This is a genomic window from Sagittula sp. SSi028, assembly GCF_048553715.1.
Taxonomy (GTDB): domain Bacteria; phylum Pseudomonadota; class Alphaproteobacteria; order Rhodobacterales; family Rhodobacteraceae; genus Sagittula.
In genome coordinates, this window is record NZ_JBLZNC010000002.1 from 208254 (window position 1) to 229741 (window position 21488).

Here is a 21488-nt window from a genome sequence, read left to right on the forward strand (position 1 = left end):
CCATGAGCACAGAGGCGCTGATACTCCAATGGCAGCGCCTCTGGCATGATCTGTTCGATGCCGATGCTTATGTCGCCGAACAGCGCCCCGCAGCCCTCCCCCCCATCAGCGAAGACACCCGCCTGCATTTCGGCCTGTGGGATGCCGCGCCGGAAACCCGACGCGCGGCCCTGACGCAGCTGCCCGAAGGGGTGGCCATTGCCCGCAGGGTCGAGGAAGGCATGCACGATGTCGCAGCAGAACTGCCGCAGGCCGCAGCGCATGCCATGTTGCGCATGGCGCTGGGGGCGCAGCATGCCTTTGGCATGGGCGACGCACATCCCCCCATCACGGTGGCCAATCGGTTCCCCGAGGATCTGATGGGCTGTGATGCGGTGACGCTCGACCTTGATGATGCGCTGTGGGACATGGCCGAGGCCAAATCCCCCGCCCATCTCGCGGCGCTGGAATTCCTGACAGAGATCTTTTACCGCCACGCGAATGACTATCACATCGCGCACTGGTTGATGTGGCCGCTGGTGGCCCCGCCCAATGCGCCCGATGTCTATGCCCCCTTTGCCCGGCTGACCTATGGTGGCTGGGCCGCTGGGCGCACCGGCGCGGGAGAGGTCATTCTTGTGGCGAAAGAGCCCGCCGAGCCGCCCTTTTGTGATCCTTCCGTGACATAGACGGATTAACGTTTTATGTCAGGCCCACACCCCCCGGAATCGGAGACGTGCCCCTTGTCCGAACCTCAACGTGAAGCCCTGTCCACCAACCCGTTTGACACCGATGATGACGACAAACTGCACGAAGAGTGCGGTGTTTTCGGTGTCGTTGGCGTAACGGATGCGGCCAATTTCGTAGCTCTCGGGCTGCATGCCCTTCAACATCGCGGACAGGAGGCCGGCGGCATCGTCGCCCACGACCCCGAGCTGGGGTTCAACTCGGCCCGCCGCTTTGGCTATGTCCGCGACAACTTTACCCGCGCCTCGCTGATGGAAACCCTGCCCGGGCCGCTGGCCATCGGGCATGTGCGCTACTCCACTGCCGGGTCCAAGGCCGCGGCCATCCGCGATGTGCAGCCCTTCTTTGGCGAATTTTCCATGGGCGGCGCGGCGATTGCCCACAACGGCAACATCACCAATGCGAACTCTTTGCGGCGCGAGCTGATCGAACGCGGGTCGATCTTTCAGTCCTCGTCCGATTCCGAATGTATCATCCACCTGATGGCCCGTTCACTGCAACGCGACATACCCAGCCGGATGGAAGACGCGCTGCGCCGGGTCGAGGGCGCCTTTTCCGTCGTTGCCATGACCCGCACCAAATTGATCGGGGTCCGCGATCCGCTGGGCGTGCGCCCGCTGGTTCTGGGCAAAGTGGGCGACGGCTGGTGTCTGTCGTCGGAAACCTGCGCGCTGGATATTATCGGTGCGGAGTTTGTGCGCGAAATCGAACCGGGCGAGATGGTGGTGATCACCGACAAGGGGGTCGACTCCTCGCACCCCTTCCGCCCCGCCGAGCCACGGTTCTGCATCTTTGAACATGTCTATTTCTCGCGCCCCGACAGCCAGTATGGCGGGCGCTCGGTCTACGAGACACGCTCCTCCATCGGCAAGGAACTGGCCCGCGAGGCGCCGGTCGAGGCCGATCTGGTCTGCCCCGTGCCCGATGGCGGCACCCCTGCGGCCATCGGCTACAGTCAGGAATCGGGCATTCCCTACGGCATGGGCATCACCCGCAACCAATATGTGGGCCGCACCTTTATCGAGCCGACCGAACAGATCCGCAACATGGGCGTGCGCCTGAAGCTCAACGTGAACCGCGCCCTGATCAAGGGCAAACGGATCATTCTGGTCGACGACTCGGTGGTGCGTGGCACAACATCGCGCAAGATCAAGGATATGCTGCTGGATGCCGGCGCGTCCGAGGTGCACTTCCGCATCGCCAGCCCCCCCACGCAATGGCCCTGTTTCTACGGCGTCGACACGCCCAACCGGGACAAATTGCTGGCCGCACAGATGTCCGAGGACGAGATGTGCGAACACCTTGGCGTGGACAGCCTGAAGTTCATCTCGCTCGACGGGCTGTATCGCGCCGTGGGCGAGGTCGAGGGACGCAACCCCAACTGCCCGCAATACTGCGATGCCTGTTTCTCTGGCGAATATCCCGTGACCCCGGCCGACATGGTCGAACAGGGGTTCGAGATGAAGGCCGCTGAATAGGCGATTGCCCCGCCCACTGGGGTGACCTAGATCATGGGGTGGCCCTGCGGGGCCGCCCCTTTTGTTTAGGACAGACCGTTTATGAACCTGCTTGATCTCGATACCCGCTGGAAGCGGTTCAACGATCCCGACCGGATCGACCCGACCTCTGGCGCGGGCTTTGCCGGTGTCTTCGACATCGGGTTCGAGGAGCCACAGGATTGGCTGCACGGCGCGCGCAGCTCCGACGATATGGTTGTGGGCGACGACAGGCTGACGCCGGATCTGTGCCGGATCGGCGGGCGCTATTTCTTGCGCGCCCTGCTTCCGCTGGGCCTGCGTGGCGCGCAAGAGACGTTCCATTTTGTCCTCTGGGTCGAGATCACGCGTGCCGCGTTCGACCACTATCTCGACAGCATCGCCGAGACGTCCGGTTTCACAGCAGAAGGGCTGACCGCAAATGACCTGCCCGGTTTCGACGATGGCCCCGTGCCCGTCGCCCTGCATGCAGACAAAGACGGCAGCCGCCCGATAGCCTCGGCACAAGATGGCCCGCTGGCCGAGGCGCAGCGTGACGGCATCTCCTTTGACGACCTTCTCGATATCTACGCCGCATCAGGCCGCGACATCCGCCCGCATCTGTCTGCCTGACGGGTCGGCGGGTGGGCGCCTTTCGGCGCGGCCGAAACAGTGCCATCCGCCGACATCGGCAGCTTGTTGCCCGCCAAAGATCCAGCGCTGGCAACAGTTCGCACAGGTCCGACACGCCCGCTTTTCACGGCGCCCCGTCCCGTCTAGATGCCGCGCTCGATCCACCACAGGAGACGCGCGATGGCTCAGGAACAGACGCCCGCACAGGTCGCAAAGACCGCAACGACCCAATCGAATGCCACCCTCGACGGATTGATCCTGCTTGGCACCTTCGGCAGCAACGCAGCCCCCCGCGCCATGGTGCGCACCTCCAAGGGCGAGACCGTCACGCTCAAGATCGGCGACCGCATCGGGCGCAACCCCATCGTCGCCATCGAAGACGGCCGTCTGGCCTATGCCAAGGGCGGGGCGATGCAATGGCTGCGCCAGCCGGTGAACTGACCCTCTCGCACAGCGCGCTTGACGCCCCGCAAATTCAGCGTCAAACCGCGCCCATGACAAAGCTTGCCCTTATCACTGGCGCCTCGCGCGGTCTTGGCTATGCCCTCGCGCTGGAACTCGCGCCCGAGTACCACATTCTTGCCGTTGCCCGCACCGTGGGCGGGCTCGAAGATCTTGACGACGCGATCAAGGCAAAGGGCGGCGATGCCACCCTTGCGCCCATGGACATCACCAACGCGGATGCGATGGCCCACCTGTGCCGGTCTGTCTACGACCGTTGGGGCGGCGTGTCGCTTTGGGTCCATACGGCGGTGCACACCGCGCCGCTGACCCCTGCCTGGCAGCTTGACCAGAAGGACTGGGCCAAATCGGTGAACACCAATGTCACCGCCATGGGTCACCTGATCCCCTATGTCGCCCCGCTTTTGGGCACCGAAGGGCGCGCGGTGTTTCTGGACGATCCGCGCGGGGGCGAGAAATTCTACGGCCATTACGGTGCGACGAAGGCCGCGCAAATGGCGCTGGTGCGCAGCTGGCAGGCGGAAACCGCCGCCACCGGCCCGCAGGTCCAGATCCTTGAGCCCGCCGCCGTGGCCACCGCACATCGCGCGCGTTTCTTCCCCGGCGAGGATCGCAATGCCCTGACCCCGATCGACGCCGAGGCTGCACGCCTGCGCGCACAGATCGGCTGAATTGCCCATGGATTAGCGGGTGCGCGACCGCAATCGCGCACTTTGCACCACTGTTTTGGGCCTGCCCGCCTTGCACGGCTTGTAGTAAAAGCCCCTGTCCCGTAGAGAAAACCAAACGGACTTCGGGCGGGCTTTATGCGTATTCTCATTACAAACGACGACGGTATCAACGCACCCGGGCTGGCGGTTCTGGAACAGATCGCCGCTGATCTGGCCGGTCCCGATGGCGAGGTCTGGGTCGTGGCGCCCGCGTTTGAACAATCGGGCGTGGCGCATTGCATCTCTTATGCCCATCCCACGATGATCTCGGAACTTGCAGCGCGCCGCTTTGCCATCGAAGGCAGCCCTGCCGATTGCGTGCTGGCCGGGGTGCATGAGGTGCTCAAGGGACAAACCATCGATCTGGTGTTGTCGGGCGTGAACCGCGGCAACAACTCGGCCGAGAATGCGCTGTATTCGGGCACATTGGGCGGCGCTTTGGAGGGGGCATTGCAGGATCTGCCCGCCATCGCCCTGTCGCAATACCTCGGCCCCGAGAACTACAAGATCGACAACCCGTTCGAGGGCGCCGCGCGCTATGGCGCCGATGTGGTGCGCAAAATTCTGGGCTTTGATCCCGGAGCGCAGGATGGCTATCGGCTGTTCTACAATGTGAATTTCCCGCCCGTTCCCGCCGCCGGTGTCAAGGGCGTCAAGGCCACGCCGCAGGGCAAACGGGAAAACACCCGCTTTGCGGTGCAATCACAGCAGTCGCCTTCGGGGCGGCGGTTCCTGTGGGCCAAAGGCGGCGACCAGCGCGCCCCCGTGGCCAAAGGCACCGATGCCTCCGAGAACATGGACGGCTATATCTCTGTCACGCCCATGCGGGCCGATCTGACATGCCACGACAGCCTCTCCGCGCTGGAGGCCGCGCTCTGATGGGGTTTGACGCGGATGCCAAGATGCAGTTCGTGTTTGCGCTGCGCTCCAAGGGGGTGACGGACAACACGGTGCTCAGCGCGATGGAACGCATCGATCGCGGCCTGTTCATTCAGGGCTATTTCGCCGAACGCGCCTATGAGGACATGCCGCTGCCCATCGCCTGCGGACAGACGATTTCGCAGCCCTCTGTTGTGGGGCTGATGACACAGTCGCTGCAGATCGGTCCGCGCGACAAGGTGTTGGAGGTGGGCACAGGCTCTGGCTATCAGGCCGCCATACTCAGCCAGTTGGCGCGCAGGGTCTACACCGTGGACCGGCACAAGCGGCTGGTGGCCGCCGCGCGCAAGGTGTTTGACACGCTGGAGCTGACCAATATCACCGCCTTTACGGCGGACGGCAGCTTTGGTCTGCCCGATCAGGCGCCGTTTGATCGCATTCTCGTGACGGCAGCCGCCGAAGACCCCCCCGGACCGCTCTTGGCGCAATTGAAGATTGGCGGTATTATGGTCGTGCCCGTGGGCCAATCGGACGCGGTGCAACATCTGATCCGTGTGACGCGGACGGAAACCGGTTTTGAGTATGACGAGCTGCGCCCCGTGCGGTTCGTTCCATTGGTAGAGGGGCTGGGGAAGGACTGATCCCCAGCTGAAACAGAGACGTGACGCCCCGGTGACAAGGGACGCATGAGACGAGGACATCGAGATGACCACCCCTTCCATTTACCGGGCGCGCCCGCTGTCGATGCTGGCGCTGGTTGCCGCGCTGGGGGCCTGTAGCGACGGGCTTGATCTGGACATGCGCGGCCGCATTGGCGGCCCCGTGGACACCTCGGATGCGGCGCTGAAGGCCACGGCCAACCGCCCTGCCCCCGATGATCGTGGCGTCATCTCCTATCCCAGCTATCAGGTCGCTGTGGCCCGCCGCAACGACACCGTGGCGCAACTGGCGCAACGTCTGGGCGTCGATGCCACCGAGCTGGCCCGCTACAACGGATTGAAGGCCGATGACCCGCTGCGCCGGGGCGAGCTGGTGGCCCTGCCCAACCGCGTGGCGGAACCTGCAGGCACCACCGGCGGGCTGCAGTCGCCGGCGGCGGTGGATGTGGCGACACTGGCGGGCAATGCCATCGACCGCGCGCCCTCGACCACCCCTGCGGCCACGGCCAACACCGGCGGGGTCGAGCCGATCCGTCACCAAGTGGCCCGAGGCGAGACCGCATTCACCATCGCGCGGCTGTACAACGTCAGCCCGCGCAGCCTGTCGGAATGGAACGGTCTGGATCAGGACTTCTCCGTCCGCGAAGGTCAGTTCCTGTTGATCCCGACGGGGCGCGAAATCGCCTCTGCCGCGACTACGGACACGGTCTCGCAGCCCGGCACCGTATCGGCCACGCCGATCCCACCGTCTGCGGCGACACCGCTGCCCGCCGAGACGCCAGAACCCATCGCCACACCGCAGGTGACCACCACGGCGGCCCCTGCCCCGACCGCCGCCCCCAAACCCGCAGAGCCCGTGGCAGACATCGGCCAGACCGCCGCCGCAAGCAGCGCAAGTGCCAAAATGGCAATGCCGGTGTCCGGCTCGATCATCCGCGAGTTCAAGGCAGGCGTGAACCCCGGCATCGATATCAGCGCCTCGGCAGGGCAGCCCGTTGTGGCCGCCGACGCGGGCAAGGTCGTGCATATCAGCGAAAAGACCGACGGCACCCTGTTCATGATCGTGCGCCACAGTGGTGAGCTCAGCTCTGTCTACATGAACATTGCCGACGCCAGCGTGAAATCCGGCGACAGCGTCAGCCGTGGCCAGACCATTGCGCGTGTGGGAGCGGGCTCTCCGGCCTTCTTGCACTTCGAGGTGCGTAAGGGGCTGGATGCGGTGGACCCGATCAGCTACGTCCAGTAAGCCACTGGAATGACGAAAAAAGGGGCCGCTTGGCCCCTTTTGTTTGCCCTGTCTATAGCGCGGGTTAGGCGGTCAGCGACACGCCCTTGCGCCCGGCCAGATCGACAAAATACTGCCAAGCCACCCGACCCGAGCGCGCGCCGCGTGTGGCCTGCCATTCGATGGCTTCGGCCTGTAGCGTGCCTGCGTCGATCTCGACCCCGTAGTGGTCGCAATAGCCACGGATCATCCCGAGGTATTCGTCCTGCGAACAGGGATGAAAGCCCAGCCACAGGCCAAAACGGTCGGACAGGGACACTTTCTCTTCGACCGCCTCGGAGGGGTTGATCGCCGAGGAACGTTCGTTCTCGATCATATCGCGGGGCATCAGGTGCCGCCGGTTCGACGTCGCATACAGCACCACATTGTCGGGACGCCCCGCCACGCCGCCATCCAGCACCGCCTTGAGGCTTTTGTAATGCGCGTCGTCATGGCCAAAGGACAGGTCATCGCAAAACAGCACAAAGCGGTAAGGCGCGTGGCGCAGCAAGTCTAGAAGCCGCCCCACCGTGGGCAGATCCTCTCGCTGAAGTTCCACCAGTTTGAGGTCCAGCCCCTCGGCGCGCACAGCGGCGTGCACCGCCTTGACAATGGACGATTTGCCCATGCCGCGCGCGCCCCAAAGCAGCGCATTGTTTGCAGGCAGGCCGCGCGCAAACTGGAGGGTGTTGGCCAGCAACGTGTCACGGGCGCGATCGACCCCGATCAGCAGGTCCAGATCGACCCGAGACACCTGTGTCACAGCCATCAGGCGGTCCGGATCGGTCTGCCAGACAAAGGCCTCTGCCCCGAAATCGGGCGCGCCAAGCGGCGGGGGCGACATGCGCTCCAGCGCCGCGGCGATGCGTTCCATCGGATCGGTGATCATGGCCTGTCCGCGTCTGTGTCGGCCAGATCTTCGGCCTCGTCCTCGAACCACAGCCCTTCGGCACGCAGTTCCTTTTCGCGCTTTTTCTCGACGCGGCGAACCAGCAGGATCGACACCTCGTAAAGACCGTAGACCACGGTAAACAGGATCATCTGGGTGACCACATCCGGCGGCGTCACCACAGCGGCCAGCACCAGAATGGCAACCATGGCGTATTTACGCACGCTGCCCAGCCCCTCGGCTGACACCAGACCCGCCTTGCCCATCAGCGTCAGCAGAACCGGCAGCTGAAAGCACAGCCCGAAGGCCATGATAAACACCAGCGAGGTCTGCAGGCTTTCGTTCACCTTCCCGAAGAAGGTGATTTTCAGCCCGCTGGATGTCTCCGGCACCACTGCCGTGGCCGGTGCATCCACCGCGCCGGACAGCATATTGGCGAAGATCGACGGCGCATCGGTGAAGCCCAGAAAGAAGGTCATCGCCAGTGGCGTGACCACGAAATGGGCGAAAGCCGCGCCCAGCAGGAACATCACCGGCGAGGCGATCAGAAACGGCAGAAAGGCGCCCTTTTCGGATTTATACAGCCCCGGCGCCACAAAGCGCCACAGCTGGAAGGCAATGACCGGAAAAGCCATGGCAAAGCCAAAGACCATCGAGATGCGGAACAGCACGAACAGGTATTCCTGCGGGCTGGTGTATTGCAACGTGGGCGAGGGATCGCCCATCGCGCGCAGGGTCGCCTCGATCGGGCCAAGCATGAAACGCAGCACATGTTCGGCCAGAAAATCCCCCTGAATGGGGATGAACATGATGCAGATGCCGACAAACAGCGCAAAGATAGACCGGATCAGCCGCGTGCGCAATTCTGCCAGATGTTCGATCAGCGGCGCGGCACTGTCGTCCATTTCGTCATGGGTCTGGCTCATGCCTTGGTCCCCTCATCACCTGCCTGCCCCGCGTCCGATGCGAGATCGTTCTCAAGAGCTGCGGCTTTCTTGGCGGCCTCTTCGGCCTCGCGCGCCTTGCGGTCGGCTGCGGCGCGGGCGGCGTTGGCCTCGATCTTGCGGCGGGCGTCCTCACGCTCTGCGGACAGCGTGTCATTGCCAGCCGGCGCTGTGACATCGGTCATCGATTTCGCCGCGTCGCGGACCCCGTCCATCGCGCTGCCCACCGGGTTGGTGGCCGATTTGATGGTTTTCTGGATGTCCTTCACGCCCGCCTCGTCGGCGGCATCATTCATGGCGCGGGAAAACTCACGGGCCATGCCGCGCGCCTTGCCCATAAAGCGGCCCACGTTGCGAAACAGCACCGGAAGATCCTTTGGCCCGACAACGATCAACGCCACAATGCCGATGACCAGAAGCTCACCAAAGCCGAAATCGAAAACCATGGGCATGGTGAATTACACCTTGTCCTTGTCTTCGGCGGGGGTGACGTCTTTGGCCTCTTGGGCGTTTTGCTCTTCAAGCTCTTTGCCGCCTTCGCTGACGCCCTGTTTGAAAGCGGTGATGCCCTTGCCCACTTCGCCCATCAGCGACGAAATCTTGCCGCGGCCGAACAGCACCAGCACAACGACAGCGATCAGCAGAAGGCCCGGCAGGCCGATGTTCCCGATTCCCATGGTCTTGTCTCCGTTGTCTTGGGGGGGCGTCTGCCCCCCGCATGTAAATCCCGTTCTGTTCCATACGTCAGGATGCGCCCCCGTAAAAGCGGCAAAGCGACGCCGCACGGGGTTGAAAATGTCATGAGGTTGTCAGTTGTCAGGTTTATGTCAGTATAGGCGCAACTTTTTGCGCATATCGCGTGGGGACAGGGCAGATCATGAACCGAAAAGACCGGCTATATGCCCTGACGCAGGCGCTGCGTGACGGGCAGTTGCACACCGCCGAGGCGCTGGCGCAGGATCTGGGCGTCTCCGTGCGCACGATCTACCGCGATATGGAGGTCTTGGCGGCCTCCGGCGTGCCGGTGGAGGGCACGCGGGGCTATGGCTACACCGTTCAGGCGGCGATCACCCTGCCCCCGTTGAACCTGACAGAGGCCGAGCTGGAAGCGCTGCATCTGGCGCTCGCGGTGCTGGGCAATTCCGAGATGGTCGACCATGCCGCCGCGGCACGTGATCTGGCCGCCAAGATCGAGGCCGTTCTGCCAGAAGAATCAGGCCCCGCCCCCGCCCCGTTTGGCTTCGCCACCGATGCCTTTGCCGATGCGGCGCAGGGGTTTGTGCATATGCCCGCGATCCGCGCGGCGATCCGCGCGCGACAGAAGCTGAGGGTCGCCGTGGGGGGGCTGGATCATGACCTGCGCCCGCTGACGCTGGATTATTTCGGCCGGGTCTGGACCTGTGTGGGGTGGTCGGAAACCACCGGCGATTTCCTGTCCTTTCGGGTGGACCGGATCACGGCGCTCAAGGCGCTGCCCTCGCTGTTTGTGGATGAGGCCGGGCGCACCCTGTCAGACTGGCGCGCCCGTGGCTGAGCGCGGGGCAAAAGGCGGGGCACAGCCCCGCCCTACGCTAGGTCTCGCCTCAGGCGGAGGCCTGATAGATCTTGGTGATATTGGCACCAAGGGCCGCGTTGAAATCCGCGTCAGATTGCTGTTTCGACAGCCCCTCGGTCAGCGCACGGCTGAAGGAGGCGATCATCTTCGGCTGTTTGGCCAGCAGGCTACAGGCCTCGTCCGTGGAATAGCCGCCCGACAAGGCCACCACGCGCAGAACGCGCGGGTGATCGGCAAGGCTGTCGTAGAGGCCCGCAACCGTCGGGATCGACAGCTTGAGCATGACGTCCTGCCCCTCGTCCAGCGTGTCGAGGTGCTTGGCGATCTCGGCTTTGACCATATCCTCGGCCTCGGCCTTGGTGGTGGATGTGATGTTCACCTCCGGTTCGAGAATCGGCACCAGCCCGCAAGACAGCACAGTGCGCGCCACATCGAACTGCTGGGCGACAACCGCCGCAATGCCCGCCGCATCGGCGCTGTGCACCACCGAGCGTTCCTTGGTTCCGAAGATGCCGTAACCGGCGGCCTCTTTCAGCGTCTCTTCGAGACCCGGGATCGGTTTCATCAACTGGACGCCATTGGCCTCGGCCTCCAGCCCTTTGTCGATCTTCAGAAAGGGGACGATGCCGCGCTTTTCCCAAAGAACCTGTGCCACCGGGGTGCCGTCGATGGTGCCGCGCATGGTGCGGTCAAACAGGATCGCGCCGATCACCTTGTCCGAGGTGAACTCCGGCGCGAGGATGATGCGCGTGCGCATGGCGTGGATCTCGTCGAACATGGCGGCCTCGCCGTCGTACATATCCTCGGTCACGCCGTACAGGCCAAGCGCCTTCGGGGTCGATCCGCCCGACTGGTCCAACGCGGCGATGAACCCCGTCGCAGCGGCCATCTGTGATTTCATATCCTTGAATGCGTCGAACGCCATGGAACTCTCTCCCGTGTTAACTCTGGCTTCGAGTTAACCCGTTATTTCCCGTAAACCTAGAGCAAGATCAGGATGTTATCGCTAACCGAAGCAAAGCTTATGCATCTTGGATCCAAACCGTGCCAAAAAGGCAGCGCAAGGTCCGGTTGCGCGGTCAGCGGCGCGTCACATGCAGCCAGATTCCGTCACGGGCGCGCACGGTCAGATGTGCCTCTGGCACCGGGGTTTTGCCCGCGACCGGGGCCACGCGCAGATCGCGCAGCACTGTGGACAGCAAAAGCACCCCCTCGATCATGGCGAAACCTGCACCAGGACAGACCCGCGCACCGGCGGAAAACGGCATGTAGGCCTCGCGCGCGCAGTGCCGCCCCGCATCGGTTTGCCAGCGCGCGGGGTCGAAATCGTCCGGCCGGTCCCAGATGCGCGTGTGCCGGTGCAGGTGCCAAGGGCTCAGCACCATCTGCGCGCCCACCGCAATATCGCGGTCGCGGAACCGTTCGGGGCAGGTCGCCTCGCGCACCATCATCGGCACGGGCGGATACAGGCGCAGGGTCTCGCGGAACACATCGCGCGACAGGCGCAGCTGGGCCACCTCGGCAAAGCTGCCCCCGGTCAGGGTGCTGCGCGCCTCTGCGGCCAGTTTGTCCTGCCAGTCGGGGTAAAGCGCCATGAGATAGAGCGCCCACCCCAGCGCCGAGGCCGAAGTCTCGTGCCCCGCAAGAAAGAAGATCGCCACTTGGTCGACCATCTCGGCGGGGGTGAATGTCTCGCCGGTCTCGGGGTCGCGGGTGGTCATGATCTTTGTCGCCAGATCGTCGGGGGCGGTGCCTGCGGCGATCTCGGCGGCGCGCCGTTCGGTCAACTGCGTGATCAGCGCGCGAATCCGCCGTGCCGCACGTTTGGTGTCGCGTCGGAACAGACGCGGCATCCAACGCGGACCTTTGACAAAAGCGGCGAGGTTCAGGATCGGCTGGGTGCGCTGATAGGCGCGGAATTCGTGAAACACCTTGGTGGCCAGCGCGTCCTCGATCGGCAGGCTGAACAGGGTGCGAAAGATCACATCGGCGGCGACATGGCTGGCGGCCTCTTCAATTTCGACGGTGGTGCCCGCCTGATCGGTCAGACGCGCGGCCATTGCTTCGGCCGCAGCCTGCATCGCGGGAAAGGTCTCGCGCAGGCGCCCTCCCTCAAAGGCGGGGTCGATGATGCGTCGCTGCCGCTGCCACGTGGCGCCGTTGGTGACAAAGACGGACTCGCCCAAAAGCGGGCGCAGCCCCGCACCGATCCGGTCCGATTTCGGGAAATCCATCGGCCGCGCCTTCAGGATCTCTGCCACCAGATCCGGTTGGTTCACCAGATACGACCGAAAGAAGGGGGTGCGGAATTCGGCCATCCAGGCGCGGTACAGCCGAGCGGGTTGAGCCGACAGGATGTCCTGCCGGAACAGTTTGGCATAGCGCCACAGCGACACGCGGTCGGGGCGGGCTGCGGGCTTGGGCGGTTGGGTCATGCGATATCCGTGAATTTGGACACCGCGTGATCGATGCGGCTGGCCGAGGGCGGACGCCCGTCGTAGCGCTGCCTCAGATTCATTGGCCCCGCCGTGATCTGGAAGTAATCGTAATCCAAGGGGCGATCAAAGGCGCAGAGATATTGGAAATGCAGGCGGAAAAACCGCCAGCGCAGCGTCTTCCACCGCGCGGGGCTGAGCGATTTGGTGAACTGCGCCGAAAACACCAAGGGCCAGCGTTTGTCTGCGGGTGCAACACCAGAGACGCTGACCGGATCGCATAGGGCAAAGGCACAGCCGTCGCCCGGTGCCGTGACATCGACCCATGCCAGCTCGTTTCGCGCCGACAGATATTGAAGATCGCCGCGCAAGCGTTTGGCATCGCGTAGAAAAGACACCATGGGCACGACTTGGCCGAGGCTGAGAAACCCCAGTTTCGGGCCCCTATCGGGCACCCGACCCGCGCGGATCAGATCGGCCAGAATGGACACCGCCAGATGCGCGCCGGAGGAATGGCCCACGACCAGCACCTCGTCCACATCGTCGCGCAAGGCCTGCGCAATGGTGTCTGCGAACGCGGCCATGCGGCGTTCCAGATCCGGCGGATTGGCCCCACGGTAGCGTGCCGAATAGGCGTAGTCATGCATGAGGTAGTAGACAAATGTCTTGGCGTCCTTGGATTTGAACCAGCGCAGCGTGCCCACGAACAAAACCAGTCCCAGCGCCCCCCCCAGACCCGCAGCCCATCCCCCGATCATGTCGGACAAGCCGCCACGGATCAGCGCAAACAGCCCCCAGCCCAGACCCAGCGCCACCAAAAGCTGCAGGATCAGCGCCCCTACCGGGTAAAGCGCCGCGATCACCGGTCCTTTGCGCAGCTTCATCAGCCGCCAAAGCGCGCCGGTGGCGATATATTCCCATGCGGTGCGCGCAAGCTGGGCATAGGTCGCGGGGATCGTGTTCGACATGCTGTCGCGCACGATATCGGACCAGACCAGCACATCGACATCTACGGCGACATCCTCGCCGTCAATGGTGGCATCCACATGCCAGCCATAGGCCCCGCCGCCACGTTTCGGCGACAGGTTCAGCGTGTAGCCGGAGATGCGCGCCTGTTCCGCGCCTTCTTTACGGTAAAGTTCGCGGTAGCGTCGGGGGTGGATCGGGTCATAGCCGGGGATGTAGAACACACGCCGCCTGCGCACGCCGCCCTCGGGCGCGCCGGTCTGTGCGGTTTTCTCCGCTGCGTGGTCCACTCGTATCCCTCACCTTTTGGCGCAGCCTATCGCGGCTTTGCGGCAAGAGTAAGACCCGTCAGCCAACCCGTGTCAGGGCAGGGAAGGTTTCCAGCAACCAAAAGCTGAAGGCAGAGAACGCACCGGTCAGCAGCGCCAGACCCACACAGATCAGCAAAACCCCCATCGCTTTTTCGATCACGCCCATCCAGCGCTTCAGGCGGTTCATCACCCCCACCGCGCGGCTGAGGAACAGCGCCGCCAGCAAGAAGGGAATGCCCAAGCCCGCCGCGTAGACCGCCAAAAGCAGGGTGCCGCGCGTCACGGAGGCCTCTGTCATGGCCATGCCGATGATTGCCCCAAGGATCGGTCCCATGCAGGGCGTCCAGCCAAAGGCAAAGGCCAGCCCGAGGATATAGGCCCCGAAGGCCGACCCGCCCGCATCGCCCGCGTCCAGTCGCGCCTCGCGGTTCAGAAAGCCGATCCGGAAAACGCCCAAAAAGTGCAGACCGAAGACGATCACCACCACACCGGCGACACGCCCCAGAAGCACCTGATTTTGCAAAAAGAACTGTCCCAGCCAGCTTGCGGTGAAGCCAAGGAAGATAAAGACCGTCGACAGCCCCAGCACGAAAAACAGCGCGGCCAGCATGACCTTGGCCCGGCCCCGCCCGGCCTGCATGTCGCCAAGGCTGACGCCGGACATGAACGCCAGATACGGCGGCACCACCGGCAGCACACAGGGGCTGATAAAAGACACAAGACCCGCCGTCAGGGCGATGAACATGGCGGGCAGCAACGAGGCATCAAAGATATCGAATCCGAACATGGGATTGTGCTTAGGGCAATTCCCGCGCCCCGTCACGTCGCGCGCGCTCACATCCCCGTGGACGCATTGACACACAAGCGCTAAACGGTTGGCATGACACAGCATCTCGACGCTTTGGGGCTGCTATGCCCCCTCCCCGTCCTGAAGGCGCGCAAGCGTTTGTCAGGGCTGGCCTCCGGCGACGTTCTGACCGTTGCCACCGATGATCCCGCCGCCGTGGTGGACATGCCGCATTTTTGCGCCGAAGCCGGTCACACGCTGGTGGACCACCGCGAGGATGGCGCGGCCATCCTGTGGACAATCCGCAAAGGGTAGCGCCGCCCCATCCCACGCCACGGCAACAAAAAGCCCGCGTTCATCGAACGCGGGCTTTGTTGTTTGTCAGCGACTGCGCCGGTTTATCGGCCCAGCGACCACCAGCCGCGCCGTTTCTTGGCGGGCTCGGCCTCCTCGGCCTTAGGTGCCGCTTCTGTCGCATCAGACACCGGCTCTGCGGTCTCGACCACGGGTGCGGCTGCTTCCTCGGCCTGGGCAGGCTCGGGCTCGGGTGCGGATTCAGCCGCGGCCCCCATGCCCATCTGCGCGATGATATCCGACGCCTTGACGCGTGTGCGGGCGGGGCGCGGAGCCTCTTCGCTTCCGGCCTCAACCGGGGCCTCGACGGCTGGTGCTTCGGGCTTTGCCTCAGCGGCTGCCGGCTCCGGCGTGGTCGGCGCGGCAGAGGAGGCCTCCGCTTCGGGGCTATCTGTTGCCTCGGTCGCAGTCTCCTTGGCCTTCGACTTACTGCTGCTGCGCGAACGCGACCGCGAGCGGCTGGAGGTCGATTTCGGCTTGGCCTCAGTCGTATCCTCCGCGGCTTTGACCTCTGCGGGCTCCTCGGTGGGTGCGTCACCCTCCGCAGGCGCCTCGGTCGTCTCGGGTTTCACCTCGGTGTCGCCCTCGACAGAGGTCGTCTCCGCCCCCGTATCGCTGTCGCTGCTGTCCTTCGACTTGGGCTTGCGGCGGCGACGGCGGCGCTTTTTCTTGGGCTTCTCGTCGCCTTCTTCCGAGGTCGATGTCTCTGTCTCAGTGGTCTGGGCCTCTTCGACCTCGGCCTCGTCTGCGGCCTCGTCGATGGCATCCATGATGGACGTGTCGACCGATACCACCGGCGCGGTGGCGTCCGGAACAGCACGGGTCGCGGTCTTGAACTTCTCCATCGAGAAATCAGGCGCGATCAGATGCGGATCCCCTTCGATGCGCACAGCCATTCCGTAGCGCGATTCGATCATCGCGATATGTTCACGCTTTGCGTTCATCAGGTAGTTGGCGATGCCCACGGGGCATTTGACCAGAACCTCACGCGAGCGACGGCGCACGCCCTCTTCCTCGATCTGGCGCAGGATCTGCAGCGCCATGTTGTCGTCGGAGCGGATCAGGCCCGTGCCGTGGCAGGCCGCGCAGGGCTGGGTCGTGGCCTCGATCATGCCGGGGCGCAGACGCTGGCGCGACATTTCCAACAGGCCAAAGCCCGAAATGCGGCCCACCTGGATGCGCGCGCGGTCGGTTTTCAGCTTGTCTTTCAGACGCTTCTCGACGGCGGCGTTGTTCTTGCGCTCGTCCATATCGATGAAGTCGATGACGATCAGACCGGCGAGGTCGCGCAGACGCAGCTGGCGCGCCACCTCCTCGGCGGCCTCCAGGTTGGTCTTGACGGCGGTCTCCTCGATGGAGCCTTCCTTCGTCGCGCGGCCAGAGTTCACGTCGATGGCCACCAGCGCCTCGGTCACGCCGATCACGATGTAGCCGCCGGATTTCAGCTGCACGGTCGGATTGAACATCCCGCCGAGGTAGCTTTCGACCTGATAGCGCGCGAACAGCGGCATCGATTCGTTGTAGTGTTTCACGTTCTTGGCGTGGGACGGCATGATCATTTTCATGAAGTCCTTGGCCACGCGATAGCCACGCTCGCCCTCGACCAGAACCTCGTCGATCTCACGCGAGTACAGATCGCGGATCGAACGTTTGATCAGGTCGCCCTCTTCGTAGATCTTGGCGGGTGCGACGGATTTCAGCGTCAGTTCGCGGATCTGTTCCCACAGACGCTGGAGGTATTCGTAGTCGCGTTTGATCTCGGTTTTGGTGCGCTTGGCTCCGGCGGTGCGGATGATCAGACCCGCGCCCTTGGGCACGTCGATCTCATTGGCAATCGCCTTGAGCTTCGAGCGGTCCGTGGCGTTGGTGATCTTGCGCGAGATGCCACCACCGCGCGCGGTGTTGGGCATCAAAACGCAGTAGCGGCCAGCCAGCGACAGATATGTGGTCAGCGCAGCCCCCTTGTTGCCGCGCTCTTCCTTGACCACCTGCACCAGCATGATCTGGCGCACCTTGATCACTTCCTGGATCTTGTAGCGGCGCGGGCGCGGTTTGCGCACGGGGCGGATGTCTTCTTCGGTGTCGTCATCGGCCACCGATTCGATGGTCTCGTCGCGGTCCTTGGCCTCTGTCTTCTTGGAGGTCTTGGACTTGCTGGACGGTGCAGGCGCGTCGTCCTTGGCGTCGTCTTCTGCGTCACCGGAGGTCTCTTCGGCGTCAGCGGTCTTCTCTGCCTCGGCGGTGTCTTCGGCGGGGGTCTCGCCCGGCTCGCCGGTCACGACAACCGCGTCGTCGTCGGAGGCCGCAGCGATGGGACGTTTGGGCGCGTCTTCGGTGGTCTCTTCGGCCTCGGCGGTCTGTTCAGCCTCGGTCTCGATGCTGTCGGACGCCACGGCCACGGCGTCATCCACCGGAGCGGCGGGTTCTGCGGCGGCAGGCACAGCCTCTGCTGCGGGGGTGTCCATGTCCGCCTCGGCCAGCGTGGTGTCGGGGGCTGCATCCGCGTCCTGCGCTGCGGCCTCGGACACTGCGGCGGGCTCTTGTGCCTCGGCCACGTCGACAGGCTCGGCCACGGGCGCTTCTGCGACGGTTTCCATGGGCGACAGGCCCTCGCCCTCGGCGCCGGCGTCATTCACGCCCTCGTCAAGATCGATGGTCTCCATCCCCGACGGCTCGCGCGGGGTGTTGTCCTGAGCGGTGTCCTTCTCCGACGACGTGGTGGTCGATTTGGATTTGCTGCTGGTAGACTTCTTGCGCGACCGCGAACGCGAAGACGACGAGCGTTTGGGCTTGTCCTCTTCCTCTTCGGCGGCGGCGGCCAAAGCGGCCTCTTCTTCCATCAGCGCCTTACGGTCGGCGACGGGGATCTGGTAGTAATCGGGGTGGATTTCCGAGAACGCAAGGAACCCGTGGCGGTTGCCACCGTAGTCCACAAAGGCCGCCTGCAAGGACGGCTCTACGCGCGTGACCTTTGCGAGGTAGATATTGCCCGCCAGCTGGCGCTTGTTCTCCGACTCAAAGTCGAATTCTTCAACTTTGTTCCCGTCCACGACCACGACACGCGTTTCTTCCGCGTGTGTGGCATCGATAAGCATCTTCTTTGCCATGTAACCTTATTGCACGCCGCAAGCCCCCGGCGCCGGGAGGCGCAAGAAGTCGAGGGGCGTGTCTTGTCTGTGCGAATGGTGACGTCGGACGGCATGGCTGTTGGGGGGCGTTTCCGCTCCTGCCCATGTGCCTGTCTTGCGTCGCGCGCGTCATCGCGGTTCTTCTCCGACATTGTATTGCGCATAGTCCGCAACCAACGCCCGTTCATGAAGCCCGTCGCTTTTGGCGGTCCGGGCTTGGTTCATCGGCCGTTCAGGGTCTGAAAGGCTTCCCTTTCATTCGCCCCTTGGGCCCAATCGGTCTGCGCAGGATGCCTGTGGCATCACAGTCGCAGCGAATCTCTGTGGCGGCTTGCCCTACTGTGTCCTTCGGGGAACACATCGGACAAGAAAACCTGACCCCTAGCATAGTGTGCTGCGGCCCTAAAAGACAATGGGCAAAACACCGCGCGGGCCGGGCCGGACGCAGGTTTTCCACAAGCGCGCAGCATTTGATCGGTTTCGCGCCGTCCGCGACCCAGTTACCGCCAAACCCGTGACATTCAGGTTAACGCCCCCGCGACCAAAAGCATGGGGCCCTCGTCAGACCTCTCCGCCCTGCTGTTGCACAACTGCAGCGACACGCGGCTTGGCACGGCTGATCTGCCCGCCACCCACGGGTGCGGCGACCCCGGTGGTGCCCGGCGCCGACGTAGGCAGGCCCCGCGCCACCCGCACCGCAAGATAGGCAAAGGCCTGCGCCTCCAGCATATCGCCGTCCAGCCCGACAGATTCGACAGGCTCCACTGGGCAATCCAACCCCGCCTTGAGCATTTGCATCATGACCGGATTGTGCCGCCCGCCGCCCGTGACAAGCAAGCGCGCAGGCGGCTTGGGGCAATGTTCCATCCCCACCATCACAGCCGTCGCCGCCATGCCTGTCATTGTGGCCGCCGCATCCGCGTCCCCCAGCTCGCGCACCAGATCCAGCATGAGCGAGAAATCGTCCCGATCGAGGGATTTCGGCGGCATCCGGCGAAAGAACGGCTCGTCCAGAAACAGCTCCAGCGCGCCGTCTTCGACGCGCCCCTGACGCGCCAAAGCCCCGTCGCGGTCAAAGGTCAGACCACGCCGCTGCATCATCAGATCGTTGATGGGCGCATTCGCAGGGCCCGTGTCAAAGGCCAACAACGCGCCAGCAGCCTCTGGGCGATCCTTGGTCGGGTCAACCCATGTCAGGTTGCCCACCCCGCCGAGGTTGAGAAAGCACAAAGGCTCGGTCGCGCCGATCCAGCGCGCGCAGGCCCAATGGAAAAACGGCGCAAGCGGTGCGCCCTCTCCCCCCAAAGCCACATCCGCAGACCGGAAATCCCAGACCACGTCACAGCCCAAAGCCTCGGCCAGATCATCGCCAGAGCCAAGCTGATGCGTGCCGCGCCCGCGCGGGTCATGGGCGAGCGTCTGGCCATGAAACCCCGCCAAGGCAATGCCGTCATAATCTGACATCGCTTCCAGATGCGCGCGATGCACAACCTCGGACGCCGCTGCCAGATCGCCATCCTGCCACTGACCCAAGGCCGCTCGCAGCACCGCCTGCTCAGTGTCGGAATAGGCGCGGTAGCCGCTTTCGCCAAACTGCTGGATCGTCACGCCATCGGTCAGAACGCAGGCCGTATCGACCCCGTCCAGTGATGTTCCCGACATCGCACCCAATGCCCAGATCGGCCCTGCTGTCATCATGCCCTTTTCCTCGCCCGTCTTGGCCCTTATACGGCTGTCACCGTTTATACGAGAGGCCCCCCATGACCTACCATCCCAAATCGGACTTCATGCGCGTCATGATGGAACGCGGCTATCTGGCCGATTGCACCGATTATCAGGCACTCGACGAGAAACTGTCGAACGGGGTGGTGACCGCCTATATCGGTTATGACGCCACGGCGCAGTCGCTGCACGTGGGCCATCTGCTCAACATCATGATGCTGCGCTGGCTGCAAAAGACCGGCCACAAACCGATCACCCTGATGGGCGGCGGCACGACCAAGGTGGGCGATCCGTCCTTCCGGTCCGATGAACGCCCGCTGCTTGGCCCCGAACAGATCGACGCCAACATCGACGGGATGAAGCAGGTGTTTGCGAAGTACCTCGCATATGGCGAGGACAAAGCCGCAGCGATCGAAAATCCTCAAAATTATCCGCAATTCCATCACGCCCAATACCTCTCTGCGGGCAATGAAGCCCTGATGCTGAACAACGCGGAATGGTTGGACGGGCTGAACTATCTGGAATTCCTGCGCGACATCGGGCGGCATTTCTCGGTCAACCGGATGCTGTCCTTCGAGTCGGTGAAATCGCGGCTGGATCGCGAACAATCGCTGTCCTTCCTCGAATTCAACTACATGATCCTGCAGGCCTATGACTTCCTCGAGCTCAACCGCCGCTACGGCTGTGTGTTGCAGATGGGCGGATCGGACCAGTGGGGCAATATCATCAACGGGATCGATCTGACGCGCCGCGTGCTGGATCATGAGATCTACGGGCTGACCTCGCCGCTGCTGACCACCTCGGACGGTCGCAAGATGGGCAAAAGCCAGGGCGGTGCCATGTGGCTGAACGCCGACATGCTGTCGCCTTATGAATTCTGGCAGTTCTGGCGCAACACCACAGATGCCGATGTGGGCCGCTTCCTGAAGCTGTACACAGAGCTGCCGGTCGAGGAATGTGACCGTCTGGCGGCCCTTGGCGGGCGCGAGATCAACGACGCCAAGATCATCCTTGCCAATGAGGTGACCACCCTGTGCCACGGCGCAGACGCCGCAGCAGCCGCCGAGGCCACCGCCCGCGAAGTGTTTGAAAAGGGCGGCGTGGGGGACGATCTGCCCACGCTGGAGCTGTCCGCCGACGACATTGGCGACGGCATTTCCATCGTGCAGCTGATCGTGAAATCCGGTCTGGCCAAATCCGGCAAAGAGGCCAAGCGCCTGATCGCTGAGGACGGCGCCCGCATGGATGACGCGCCCTTGGGCGATGCCGGGCTGATGATCGACGCCGCCAAACTGGCCGAGCCGATCAAACTGTCGGCGGGCAAAAAACGTCACGCGCTGGTCAAACTGGCAAACTGATCCTTCCGCAAAAGCGGTGACAGGGCGGCCTTCGGGTCGCCCTTTTTCGTGTCAGATCAGCAGTTGCACAACCGCCAGCAGGGCAAAGGGCAGCGACAGAACCGACGCCAGCAAAAGCGCCGCCGCCGCCGTGGGACGGGGCCGCGCGATGCTGATGCTTCCCCTAGGCTGCGAATGCTTTGGATTTATCCGGTGTGTCATGGGCGCATTAAACGCTTCATAAGTTTTTAT

Annotated in this window: 22 protein-coding genes; 11 read left to right on the top strand and 11 right to left on the bottom strand. The window is 63.7% G+C overall.

The annotated features are described in order from the left end of the window. The first annotated feature begins 2 nt into the window (after positions 1-2). The 8 genes from ACN5AZ_RS04470 to ACN5AZ_RS04505 all read left to right on the top strand — a co-directional run bounded on the left by ACN5AZ_RS04470 (position 3) and on the right by ACN5AZ_RS04505 (position 6790). Positions 3-668 (top strand): hypothetical protein, encoded by a 666-nt coding sequence (locus tag ACN5AZ_RS04470; protein WP_419427660.1) that lies wholly within the window; start codon positions 3-5, stop codon positions 666-668. Between the two features lie 15 nt (positions 669-683). Beyond that, positions 684-2204 (top strand): amidophosphoribosyltransferase, encoded by a 1521-nt coding sequence (purF, locus tag ACN5AZ_RS04475; RefSeq protein WP_419427661.1) that lies wholly within the window; start codon positions 684-686, stop codon positions 2202-2204. An 81-nt stretch (positions 2205-2285) separates the two neighbouring features. Continuing rightward, positions 2286-2834 carry a DUF2199 domain-containing protein gene (locus ACN5AZ_RS04480; RefSeq protein ID WP_419427662.1) on the top strand — a complete coding sequence of 183 codons (549 nt, stop codon included), beginning with the start codon at positions 2286-2288 and terminating at the stop codon, positions 2832-2834. A gap of 180 nt (positions 2835-3014) precedes the next feature. Further along, positions 3015-3275, top strand: coding sequence for an amidophosphoribosyltransferase (locus ACN5AZ_RS04485; RefSeq protein ID WP_419427663.1), 261 nt, complete (start codon positions 3015-3017; stop codon positions 3273-3275). A 53-nt stretch (positions 3276-3328) separates the two neighbouring features. Beyond that, complete coding sequence (locus tag ACN5AZ_RS04490) at positions 3329-3967, top strand: SDR family NAD(P)-dependent oxidoreductase (RefSeq protein WP_419427664.1); 639 nt, start codon at positions 3329-3331, stop codon at positions 3965-3967. A 135-nt stretch (positions 3968-4102) separates the two neighbouring features. Beyond that, positions 4103-4885, top strand: a complete 783-nt coding sequence (gene surE, locus ACN5AZ_RS04495; RefSeq protein ID WP_419427665.1) for a 5'/3'-nucleotidase SurE — start codon at positions 4103-4105, stop codon at positions 4883-4885. Continuing rightward, positions 4885-5526 carry a protein-L-isoaspartate(D-aspartate) O-methyltransferase gene (locus ACN5AZ_RS04500; protein ID WP_419427666.1) on the top strand — a complete coding sequence of 214 codons (642 nt, stop codon included), beginning with the start codon at positions 4885-4887 and terminating at the stop codon, positions 5524-5526. Before surE ends, ACN5AZ_RS04500 begins: the two co-directional genes overlap by 1 nt. A gap of 64 nt (positions 5527-5590) precedes the next feature. After that, positions 5591-6790 carry a peptidoglycan DD-metalloendopeptidase family protein gene (locus tag ACN5AZ_RS04505; protein ID WP_419427667.1) on the top strand — a complete coding sequence of 400 codons (1200 nt, stop codon included), beginning with the start codon at positions 5591-5593 and terminating at the stop codon, positions 6788-6790. Between the two features lie 64 nt (positions 6791-6854). Here the strand turns inward: ACN5AZ_RS04505 and ACN5AZ_RS04510 are convergent, their stop codons facing one another. Genes ACN5AZ_RS04510 through ACN5AZ_RS04525 form a run of 4 tightly spaced genes read right to left on the bottom strand, consistent with a single transcriptional unit; the run spans position 6855 to position 9318 of the window. Then, on the bottom strand, positions 6855-7697 hold the full coding sequence (locus ACN5AZ_RS04510; RefSeq protein WP_419427668.1) for an ATP-binding protein: 843 nt from the start codon (positions 7695-7697) through the stop codon (positions 6855-6857). After that, positions 7694-8623: a twin-arginine translocase subunit TatC gene (gene tatC, locus ACN5AZ_RS04515; RefSeq protein WP_419427669.1), complete on the bottom strand. Its 930-nt coding sequence runs from the start codon at positions 8621-8623 to the stop codon at positions 7694-7696. The genes ACN5AZ_RS04510 and tatC overlap by 4 nt, the downstream gene beginning before the upstream one ends. Continuing rightward, positions 8620-9093 (bottom strand): Sec-independent protein translocase protein TatB, encoded by a 474-nt coding sequence (tatB, locus tag ACN5AZ_RS04520; RefSeq protein ID WP_419427670.1) that lies wholly within the window; start codon positions 9091-9093, stop codon positions 8620-8622. Before tatB ends, tatC begins: the two co-directional genes overlap by 4 nt. Before the next feature lie 6 nt (positions 9094-9099). Beyond that, positions 9100-9318: a twin-arginine translocase TatA/TatE family subunit gene (locus ACN5AZ_RS04525; RefSeq protein WP_419427671.1), complete on the bottom strand. Its 219-nt coding sequence runs from the start codon at positions 9316-9318 to the stop codon at positions 9100-9102. Positions 9319-9518: 200 nt separating this feature from the next. On the opposite strand from ACN5AZ_RS04525, the gene ACN5AZ_RS04530 reads away from it, so the two are divergent. Further along, positions 9519-10175 (top strand): helix-turn-helix transcriptional regulator, encoded by a 657-nt coding sequence (locus ACN5AZ_RS04530; protein WP_419427672.1) that lies wholly within the window; start codon positions 9519-9521, stop codon positions 10173-10175. A 49-nt stretch (positions 10176-10224) separates the two neighbouring features. On the opposite strand, the gene ACN5AZ_RS04535 is transcribed toward ACN5AZ_RS04530, so the two are convergent. The 4 genes from ACN5AZ_RS04535 to ACN5AZ_RS04550 all read right to left on the bottom strand — a co-directional run bounded on the left by ACN5AZ_RS04535 (position 10225) and on the right by ACN5AZ_RS04550 (position 14695). Next, on the bottom strand, positions 10225-11121 hold the full coding sequence (locus ACN5AZ_RS04535; RefSeq protein WP_419427673.1) for a fructose bisphosphate aldolase: 897 nt from the start codon (positions 11119-11121) through the stop codon (positions 10225-10227). A gap of 154 nt (positions 11122-11275) precedes the next feature. Further along, complete coding sequence (locus ACN5AZ_RS04540) at positions 11276-12631, bottom strand: cytochrome P450 (protein ID WP_419427674.1); 1356 nt, start codon at positions 12629-12631, stop codon at positions 11276-11278. Beyond that, on the bottom strand, positions 12628-13887 hold the full coding sequence (locus ACN5AZ_RS04545) for a hypothetical protein (protein ID WP_419427675.1): 1260 nt from the start codon (positions 13885-13887) through the stop codon (positions 12628-12630). Before ACN5AZ_RS04545 ends, ACN5AZ_RS04540 begins: the two co-directional genes overlap by 4 nt. A 58-nt stretch (positions 13888-13945) precedes the next feature. Continuing rightward, positions 13946-14695, bottom strand: a complete 750-nt coding sequence (locus tag ACN5AZ_RS04550) for a cytochrome c biogenesis CcdA family protein (protein ID WP_419427676.1) — start codon at positions 14693-14695, stop codon at positions 13946-13948. Between the two features lie 93 nt (positions 14696-14788). On the opposite strand from ACN5AZ_RS04550, the gene ACN5AZ_RS04555 reads away from it, so the two are divergent. After that, positions 14789-15010, top strand: a complete 222-nt coding sequence (locus ACN5AZ_RS04555) for a sulfurtransferase TusA family protein (protein ID WP_419427677.1) — start codon at positions 14789-14791, stop codon at positions 15008-15010. Positions 15011-15093: 83 nt separating this feature from the next. Here ACN5AZ_RS04555 and ACN5AZ_RS04560 read toward each other — a convergent pair whose 3' ends face one another. Both ACN5AZ_RS04560 and ACN5AZ_RS04565 read right to left on the bottom strand, forming a co-directional pair. Continuing rightward, on the bottom strand, positions 15094-18156 hold the full coding sequence (locus tag ACN5AZ_RS04560) for an Rne/Rng family ribonuclease (RefSeq protein ID WP_419427678.1): 3063 nt from the start codon (positions 18154-18156) through the stop codon (positions 15094-15096). A gap of 582 nt (positions 18157-18738) precedes the next feature. Beyond that, positions 18739-19875, bottom strand: coding sequence for an anhydro-N-acetylmuramic acid kinase (locus ACN5AZ_RS04565; RefSeq protein WP_419427679.1), 1137 nt, complete (start codon positions 19873-19875; stop codon positions 18739-18741). A 62-nt stretch (positions 19876-19937) separates the two neighbouring features. On the opposite strand from ACN5AZ_RS04565, the gene tyrS reads away from it, so the two are divergent. Then, positions 19938-21257 (top strand): tyrosine--tRNA ligase, encoded by a 1320-nt coding sequence (gene tyrS / locus ACN5AZ_RS04570; protein ID WP_419427680.1) that lies wholly within the window; start codon positions 19938-19940, stop codon positions 21255-21257. A 51-nt stretch (positions 21258-21308) separates the two neighbouring features. Here the strand turns inward: tyrS and ACN5AZ_RS04575 are convergent, their stop codons facing one another. Further along, the gene (locus ACN5AZ_RS04575) at positions 21309-21458 is read right to left on the bottom strand and encodes a hypothetical protein (protein WP_419427681.1); all 150 of its coding nucleotides are present in this window, start codon (positions 21456-21458) and stop codon (positions 21309-21311) included. Between the last annotated feature and the right edge of the window lie 30 nt (positions 21459-21488).

Excerpts from the sequence above, each read along its gene's own strand:
- tatB (WP_419427670.1), bottom strand. The coding sequence starts at position 9,093 with ATGCCCATGGTTTTCGATTTCGGCTTTGGTGAGCTTCTGGTCATCGGC.
- ACN5AZ_RS04575 (WP_419427681.1), bottom strand. The coding sequence starts at position 21,458 with ATGACACACCGGATAAATCCAAAGCATTCGCAGCCTAGGGGAAGCATC.
- ACN5AZ_RS04505 (WP_419427667.1), top strand. The coding sequence starts at position 5,591 with ATGACCACCCCTTCCATTTACCGGGCGCGCCCGCTGTCGATGCTGGCG.
- ACN5AZ_RS04500 (WP_419427666.1), top strand. The coding sequence starts at position 4,885 with ATGGGGTTTGACGCGGATGCCAAGATGCAGTTCGTGTTTGCGCTGCGC.
- ACN5AZ_RS04560 (WP_419427678.1), bottom strand. The coding sequence starts at position 18,156 with ATGGCAAAGAAGATGCTTATCGATGCCACACACGCGGAAGAAACGCGT.
- ACN5AZ_RS04525 (WP_419427671.1), bottom strand. The coding sequence starts at position 9,318 with ATGGGAATCGGGAACATCGGCCTGCCGGGCCTTCTGCTGATCGCTGTC.
- ACN5AZ_RS04490 (WP_419427664.1), top strand. The coding sequence starts at position 3,329 with ATGACAAAGCTTGCCCTTATCACTGGCGCCTCGCGCGGTCTTGGCTAT.
- ACN5AZ_RS04485 (WP_419427663.1), top strand. The coding sequence starts at position 3,015 with ATGGCTCAGGAACAGACGCCCGCACAGGTCGCAAAGACCGCAACGACC.
- tyrS (WP_419427680.1), top strand. The coding sequence starts at position 19,938 with ATGACCTACCATCCCAAATCGGACTTCATGCGCGTCATGATGGAACGC.
- ACN5AZ_RS04555 (WP_419427677.1), top strand. The coding sequence starts at position 14,789 with ATGACACAGCATCTCGACGCTTTGGGGCTGCTATGCCCCCTCCCCGTC.
- ACN5AZ_RS04565 (WP_419427679.1), bottom strand. The coding sequence starts at position 19,875 with ATGATGACAGCAGGGCCGATCTGGGCATTGGGTGCGATGTCGGGAACA.
- tatC (WP_419427669.1), bottom strand. The coding sequence starts at position 8,623 with ATGAGCCAGACCCATGACGAAATGGACGACAGTGCCGCGCCGCTGATC.
- ACN5AZ_RS04510 (WP_419427668.1), bottom strand. The coding sequence starts at position 7,697 with ATGATCACCGATCCGATGGAACGCATCGCCGCGGCGCTGGAGCGCATG.
- ACN5AZ_RS04530 (WP_419427672.1), top strand. The coding sequence starts at position 9,519 with ATGAACCGAAAAGACCGGCTATATGCCCTGACGCAGGCGCTGCGTGAC.
- ACN5AZ_RS04540 (WP_419427674.1), bottom strand. The coding sequence starts at position 12,631 with ATGACCCAACCGCCCAAGCCCGCAGCCCGCCCCGACCGCGTGTCGCTG.
- ACN5AZ_RS04550 (WP_419427676.1), bottom strand. The coding sequence starts at position 14,695 with ATGTTCGGATTCGATATCTTTGATGCCTCGTTGCTGCCCGCCATGTTC.
- surE (WP_419427665.1), top strand. The coding sequence starts at position 4,103 with ATGCGTATTCTCATTACAAACGACGACGGTATCAACGCACCCGGGCTG.
- ACN5AZ_RS04535 (WP_419427673.1), bottom strand. The coding sequence starts at position 11,121 with ATGGCGTTCGACGCATTCAAGGATATGAAATCACAGATGGCCGCTGCG.
- purF (WP_419427661.1), top strand. The coding sequence starts at position 684 with ATGTCAGGCCCACACCCCCCGGAATCGGAGACGTGCCCCTTGTCCGAA.
- ACN5AZ_RS04470 (WP_419427660.1), top strand. The coding sequence starts at position 3 with ATGAGCACAGAGGCGCTGATACTCCAATGGCAGCGCCTCTGGCATGAT.
- ACN5AZ_RS04480 (WP_419427662.1), top strand. The coding sequence starts at position 2,286 with ATGAACCTGCTTGATCTCGATACCCGCTGGAAGCGGTTCAACGATCCC.